Raw genomic sequence first — 5,660 nt, forward strand, 5'->3', positions numbered from 1 at the left:
CCGCCATGGCGCAGCCCCGCAAGGGCGGATAGGCCAGCCGCGGCCCGGACCCGCCGGCGGTGCAGGCCAGGCGGTAACGCATGCGACGAAATCGGGCCGCGTTTTGGGTTTTTCCGGTGCCGAGAAAATCTTTCTTTACCTCGCTCCCGCACGATCCTCGCCGACGCCTTCCAACCGTCGATCGAGGTCATGCTGCACTCCCCAGAAGCCGCCACCGCACCGGTCCTCGTCTGTGATCCCGATCCCGCCGTCCGCCGCCTCCTGCGCGCCGCTCTCGGGCGCCGGGACCGGCTGAACATGATGGAGGCGGAGGCCCTCGAATCCGCCTACGCGCTGGCGCCGCACTGCGTGTCGGCGGTGGTCGCGGTCGGCCCCGGTGGCGAGGGGGCGGTGGACCCGCCTTCGGGCCGCCGGCCTCAACGGCGCCCTGATCGCCACCCTCGGCCAGGGCTCGGTCTCGAGCGCCGTCGCCTGCATGCGGGCGGGCGCGGACGACGTGGTGCTGAAGCCGCTGCGGGCCGAGGACGTGGTGGAGCGCCTGCTGCAAGGCGAGCCGGTGCGCATGGAGCGCCGCCGCGCCAGCCGCGAGGACGACCGCCCGACCACGACCACCAGCACCGCCGATTTCTGCGGCTTCCTCGGACGCTCGCCGGCCATGCGCGCGCTCTATGACCGCATCCAGCGTGTCTCTCCCTCCAGCGCCCCGGTGTTCATCACCGGCGAAAGCGGCACCGGCAAAGACCTCTGCGCCCAGGCGGTGCATGCCCGCTCGCCGCGCCATGCCGGACCGTTCGTGGCGCTCAATTGCAGCGCCATCCCGCGCGAACTCATGGAAAGCGAGGTCTTCGGCCACGCGCGCGGCGCCTTCACCGGCGCCGTCGCCGAGCGCGCGGGTGCCGCGGAAAGCGCCGACGGCGGCACGCTGTTCCTCGACGAGATCGGCGAGATGGACCTCGCGCTGCAGGCCAAGCTGCTGCGCTTCCTGCAGGACGGCAAGGTCCGGCGCATCGGCGAGGGGCACGAGCGGCAGGTGGACGTGCGCATCGTCTGCGCCACCAACCGCGATCCCGCCGAGGAGGTGCGCGCCGGCCGCCTGCGCGAGGACCTGTTCTATCGCCTGCACGTGCTGGAACTGCATATGCCCGCGCTCCGCGAGCGCGGCGACGACATCATGCTGCTGGCGGAAACCTTCCTCGCCCGCTTCGCCGGGGAGGAGCGCCGCCCCATGCCGCGCATCGGCCCGGATGCCGCGCGGGTGCTCCAGATCCGCTCCTGGCGCGGCAATGTGCGCGAGCTTCAGAACCTCATGCGGCGCATCGTGGTGCTGGCGGACGGTCCCAACGTGCCGATCCATCTGGCGATCGAGGGCGCGGGTGCCGAAGAGATGGCCCGCTTCGGCTCCAACACCACGAACGTGGTGCCCCTGTCGGCGGAGGCGGGCGCGGTGGAGCCTTTGGCGCTCACCGAGCGCCGGGCCATCGAACGGGCCATCGCCTCGTTCGGCGGCAACATCGCGGCCGCGGCAGCGGCGCTGGAACTGAGCCCCTCGACGCTCTATCGCAAGCGCCTCGCCTGGCAGTAGAGCGTAGCCCCCCAGGCTGCGGCAGCCGCCGTCCTTAAAGGATGAAGCGGCTGAGGTCGGCGTTGCGGGCGAGATCGGCGACGCGCGAGCGCACGAAGCCGGCGTCCATCACCACCGTCTCGCCGGAGCGGTCGGGCGCGGTGAAGGACAGATCGTCCAGCACGCGCTCGATCACCGTCTGGAGCCGGCGGGCGCCGATATTCTCGACGCTGGAATTCACCTCCACCGCCGCATCGGCGATGGCCTCCACCGCATCCGGCGTCACCACCAGCTCCACGCCCTCGGTCGCCATCAGCGCCACCGACTGCTTGACGAGGCTCGCCTCGGTCTCGGTGAGGATGCGCACGAAGTCGGCGCGGGTGAGCGCCTCCAGCTCGACGCGGATCGGCAGGCGACCCTGCAGCTCCGGCAGCAGGTCCGACGGCTTCGACACGTGGAACGCGCCGGAGGCGATGAACAGGATGTGGTCGGTCTTCACCGGCCCGTGCTTGGTGGACACCGTGGTGCCCTCGATCAGCGGCAGCAGGTCGCGCTGCACGCCCTCGCGCGAGACGTCGGCGCCGGAGCGGCCCTCGCGGCCGGCGATCTTGTCGATCTCGTCCAGGAAGACGATGCCGTTGTTCTCCACCGCGTGGATCGCATCCTGGACGATGGCGTCCTGGTCGATCAGCTTGTCCGCCTCCTCGGTGAGGAGCAGGGGGTGTGCGTCCTTCACGGTGACGCGGCGGGTCTTGGTGCGCCCGCCGAACGCCTTGCCGAGCATGTCGGAGAGCGAGATCGCCCCCATCTGCGCGCCGGGCATGCCGGGGATCTCGAACATGGGCATGCCGCCGCCGCCCGCCTGGGTCTCGACCTCGACCTCCTTGTCGTCCAGCTCGCCGGCGCGCAGGCGCTTCCTGAAGGCGTCGCGGGTGGCGGGAGAGGCGGTGGCGCCCACCAGCGCATCGAGCACGCGGCCCTCGGCGGCAAGGTGCGCCTTGGCCTGAACGTCCTTGCGCTTGGCCTCGCGCACCAGGCCGATGCCCACCTCCACGAGGTCGCGCACGATCTGCTCCACGTCGCGGCCCACATAGCCCACCTCGGTGAACTTGGTGGCCTCCACCTTCAGGAACGGCGCCCCTGCGAGGCGGGCGAGGCGACGGGAAATCTCGGTCTTGCCGACGCCGGTGGGGCCGATCATGAGGATGTTCTTCGGCATCACCTCCTCGCGCAGCTTGTCGTCCAGCTGCTGGCGCCGCCAGCGGTTGCGCAGGGCGATGGCGACCGCGCGCTTGGCGGCCGCCTGGCCGACGATGTGCCGATCGAGCTCGGAGACGATCTCGCGGGGAGAGAAGTCGGTCATGGATTGCGTACCATCAGAAATGCAAAGACAGCGGCGGAGGCCTTGCGCGCGCCGACGGCGCCGCCCCGCCCATCAGCCCCGGGCCTAAAATGAAAGGTGTGCGTGCCAAACTCACATCCCCCCGATGGTCTCGATGACGATGTTGCGGTTGGTGTAGACGCAGATGTCGGCGGCGATCTCCAGGGAGCGCCTTACGATCGCCTCCGGGTCCTCCTCCCGGTCGAGCAGCGCGCGGGCGGCGGCGAGCGCGAAGCCGCCGCCGGAGCCGATGCCGGCGACGCCCTGCTCCGGCTCCAGCACGTCGCCGGTGCCGGTGAGCACCAGGGAGATGGAGGCGTCGGCGACGATCATCATCGCTTCCAGGCGCCGCAGATAGCGGTCGGTGCGCCAGTCCTTGGCGAGTTCCACCGCGGCGCGTTGCAACTGGCCGGGATACTGCTCCAGCTTGGCTTCGAGCCGCTCGAACAGCGTGAAGGCGTCGGCGGTCGCCCCGGCGAAGCCGCCGATCACGTCGCCGCGCCCCAGGCGGCGCACCTTGCGGGCATTGGACTTCAGCACCGTCTGGCCGAGCGTCACCTGCCCGTCGCCGGCGATGGCGACGCGGTTGCCCTTGCGCACCGAGACGATGGTCGTGCCGTAGATGGTATCCGGGGAATGCTGCATGGAAGGCTCCGCTCAGAGCCTTACTTATGCCCTTCCGCCCGGGACGCAACGGCCTCGATCAAACGCCCGCAGGGATGGGCGTTGCCCGGCGCCCGCTCACCGGGCGGTCAGGAACGCACGCACGACGGTGGCGAAATTCTGCGGCGCCTCCACCATGGGACAATGGCCGCTGTCGACGATCTCGTCGATCTGCGCGCCGGGGATCGCCTCCGCCACCTCCCGCACCATGGCGGGAGAGAAGAGGCGGTCGTCATCGGTGTAGATCACATAGGTCGGCGCCTTGATGTCGCCGATCCGCGTTAGCCCGTCATAGGCGACGCAGGCGTCGAGCTGCCGCAGGAAGGCGTCCTTCTCCTGGTAGAGCCCGGCGTCGAGCGACTGCTGCACGGCGGCGAACAGCGGCACCGTCTTCAGCATCCGCATGCCGATGACGAACGTGGTGAGCGCCGCGCCGAAGGTCAGCTCGTTGTCGAGCTGGAGCCGCAGCTCCCTGAGCAGGCGCATGATCTCGGTGGTGTAGAGGTCGTTGCGGGCGATGGTATTGGCGAGCACCAGCCGGTCCACCTTCTCGGGCGCCATGAGCGCCAGCTCCTGGGCGATCATGCCGCCCAGCGAGTGGCCCATGACGTGCGCCTTCCGGAAGCCGGTGGCCGCGAGCACCGCCAGCGCGTCGCCCGCCATGTCGGCCACCGCATAGGGCGCCTTCGCCCGCGCGCTCTTGCCGATGTCGCGGTTGTCGAACTCGATCAGGGTGAAGCCGGAGAGCAGCGGCCGGGTCAGCGCCCAGAAGGAGCGCTCCGCCGACAAGCCGGAGATGATGAGCAGCGGCGGCCCCTCCCCGCTCACCGAATAGTCGATCGTCAGTCCGTCGCGGGTGATGGTGGGCATTCGCTCCTCCGGGTCCGGGCCTCTGCACCCAAGCCTATGGCACAGGGCGCGCGACGGGGCGAGGGCCGGGAGCGGACGGCCGTGTAAACCGTCATGTCTTCGCCATATGGCGTTGCAGCACCGTTGCTGCTAGAACCCGCGGCCTTGGAGGAATTCCATGCGCACGGCCCTGATCGCCCGCGAGACCAAGGAGACGAAGATCGCCTTGTCCGTCGACCTCGACGGCCAGGGACGCTCGGATATTGCCACCGGCATCGGCTTCTTCGACCACATGCTGGACCTGCTGGCGCGCCACGCCCGCTTCGACCTGACGGTGAAGGCACAGGGCGACCTGCACGTGGACTTCCACCACACCACGGAAGACGTGGGCATCGCGCTCGGCCAGGCATTCCGCAAGGCGCTCGGCGACATGCGCGGCATCACGCGCTACGCCGACGTGCTCATGCCCATGGACGAGACGCTGACCCGTGTCGCCATCGACATTTCCGGCCGGCCGTTCCTGGTCTTCCGTACCGCGTTTCCGGCGCAGAAGATCGGCGACTTCGACACCGAGCTGGTGCGCGAGTTCTTCCAGGCCTTCGCCTCGAACGCGGGCGTGACGCTGCACGTGGAGACGCTCTACGGCGTGAACGCGCATCATATCGCCGAAAGCTGCTTCAAGGGCCTCGCCCGCGTGCTGCGCCAGGCGGTGGCCATCGACCCCTCGGCGGCGGGCGAGGTGCCCTCCACCAAGGGCTCGCTCGGAAACTAGGAGCCGTCCCATGGCCACCTGGAGCGTGATGTCCCGCGTCGAACCCGGCGAGAGCGCCGAAGCGTCGGCCGAGCGCGTCGCCTTCGTGCGGGAGAAGTTCTCCTTCGCGGCGCTGTTCCTCGCCCCGTTCGTGCTGCTGCGCTACCGGCTGTGGCTGCCGTTGCTCGCTTATGTGGCGGTGGCGGGCCTCCTCGGCTTCGTCATCGCCATGGCGGGCATCGCCGGCCCGGTCGGCTTCGTGGTGATGGCCGGCTTCAACCTGCTGCTCGGCTTCGAGCTGCCGGCGCTCCGGGTGCGCAAGCTCGCCGCCCGAGGCTTCGCCGAAGAGGGCGTCGTCGTGGCCCGCGACCGCGCGGAAGCGGAGCGCGCTTCTTCGCCGACTGGACCGCCCGCAGCCGGGAGCGCCCGCGCCCCGCCGCCTTCGCGCCGTCCGA

At 70.1% G+C, this 5,660-nt stretch carries 7 protein-coding genes; 3 read left to right on the forward strand and 4 right to left on the reverse strand.

Annotation, left to right across the window (positions count from 1 at the left end; genetic code table 11):
• The coding region (locus AC2W7M_RS18630) for a hypothetical protein (RefSeq protein ID WP_486133958.1) at window positions 1–191 on the reverse strand (191 nt) is incomplete at its 3' end.
• A 185-nt stretch (window positions 192–376) separates the two neighbouring features.
• On the opposite strand from AC2W7M_RS18630, the gene AC2W7M_RS18635 reads away from it, so the two are divergent.
• A complete protein-coding gene (locus AC2W7M_RS18635) occupies window positions 377–1,582 on the forward strand; it encodes a sigma-54 interaction domain-containing protein (protein WP_486133960.1) in 1,206 nt (401 codons plus the stop codon).
• Window positions 1,583–1,616: 34 nt separating this feature from the next.
• On the opposite strand, the gene hslU is transcribed toward AC2W7M_RS18635, so the two are convergent.
• From hslU to AC2W7M_RS18650, 3 genes are all read right to left on the reverse strand, one after another.
• Window positions 1,617–2,924, reverse strand: a complete 1,308-nt coding sequence (hslU, locus tag AC2W7M_RS18640; RefSeq protein WP_486133962.1) for an ATP-dependent protease ATPase subunit HslU — start codon at window positions 2,922–2,924, stop codon at window positions 1,617–1,619.
• A gap of 111 nt (window positions 2,925–3,035) precedes the next feature.
• The gene (gene hslV / locus AC2W7M_RS18645) at window positions 3,036–3,587 is read right to left on the reverse strand and encodes an ATP-dependent protease subunit HslV (protein ID WP_121624279.1); all 552 of its coding nucleotides are present in this window, start codon (window positions 3,585–3,587) and stop codon (window positions 3,036–3,038) included.
• 96 nt (window positions 3,588–3,683) lie between these two features.
• Window positions 3,684–4,475, reverse strand: a complete 792-nt coding sequence (locus tag AC2W7M_RS18650; protein WP_486133964.1) for an alpha/beta fold hydrolase — start codon at window positions 4,473–4,475, stop codon at window positions 3,684–3,686.
• A 157-nt stretch (window positions 4,476–4,632) separates the two neighbouring features.
• Between AC2W7M_RS18650 and hisB the strand changes: the two genes are divergently transcribed.
• Window positions 4,633–5,226, forward strand: coding sequence for an imidazoleglycerol-phosphate dehydratase HisB (gene hisB / locus AC2W7M_RS18655; protein ID WP_486133966.1), 594 nt, complete (start codon window positions 4,633–4,635; stop codon window positions 5,224–5,226).
• Window positions 5,227–5,236: 10 nt separating this feature from the next.
• On the forward strand, window positions 5,237–5,660 hold a 424-nt coding region (locus AC2W7M_RS18660), incomplete at its 3' end, for a DUF2628 domain-containing protein (RefSeq protein ID WP_486133968.1).

The sequence above is a fragment of the Xanthobacter sp. BG11Y11_SDJG genome (assembly GCF_057364445.1).

Excerpts from the sequence above, each read along its gene's own strand:
- hslU (WP_486133962.1), bottom strand. The coding sequence starts at position 2,924 with ATGACCGACTTCTCTCCCCGCGAGATCGTCTCCGAGCTCGATCGGCAC.
- hslV (WP_121624279.1), bottom strand. The coding sequence starts at position 3,587 with ATGCAGCATTCCCCGGATACCATCTACGGCACGACCATCGTCTCGGTG.
- AC2W7M_RS18650 (WP_486133964.1), bottom strand. The coding sequence starts at position 4,475 with ATGCCCACCATCACCCGCGACGGACTGACGATCGACTATTCGGTGAGC.
- hisB (WP_486133966.1), top strand. The coding sequence starts at position 4,633 with ATGCGCACGGCCCTGATCGCCCGCGAGACCAAGGAGACGAAGATCGCC.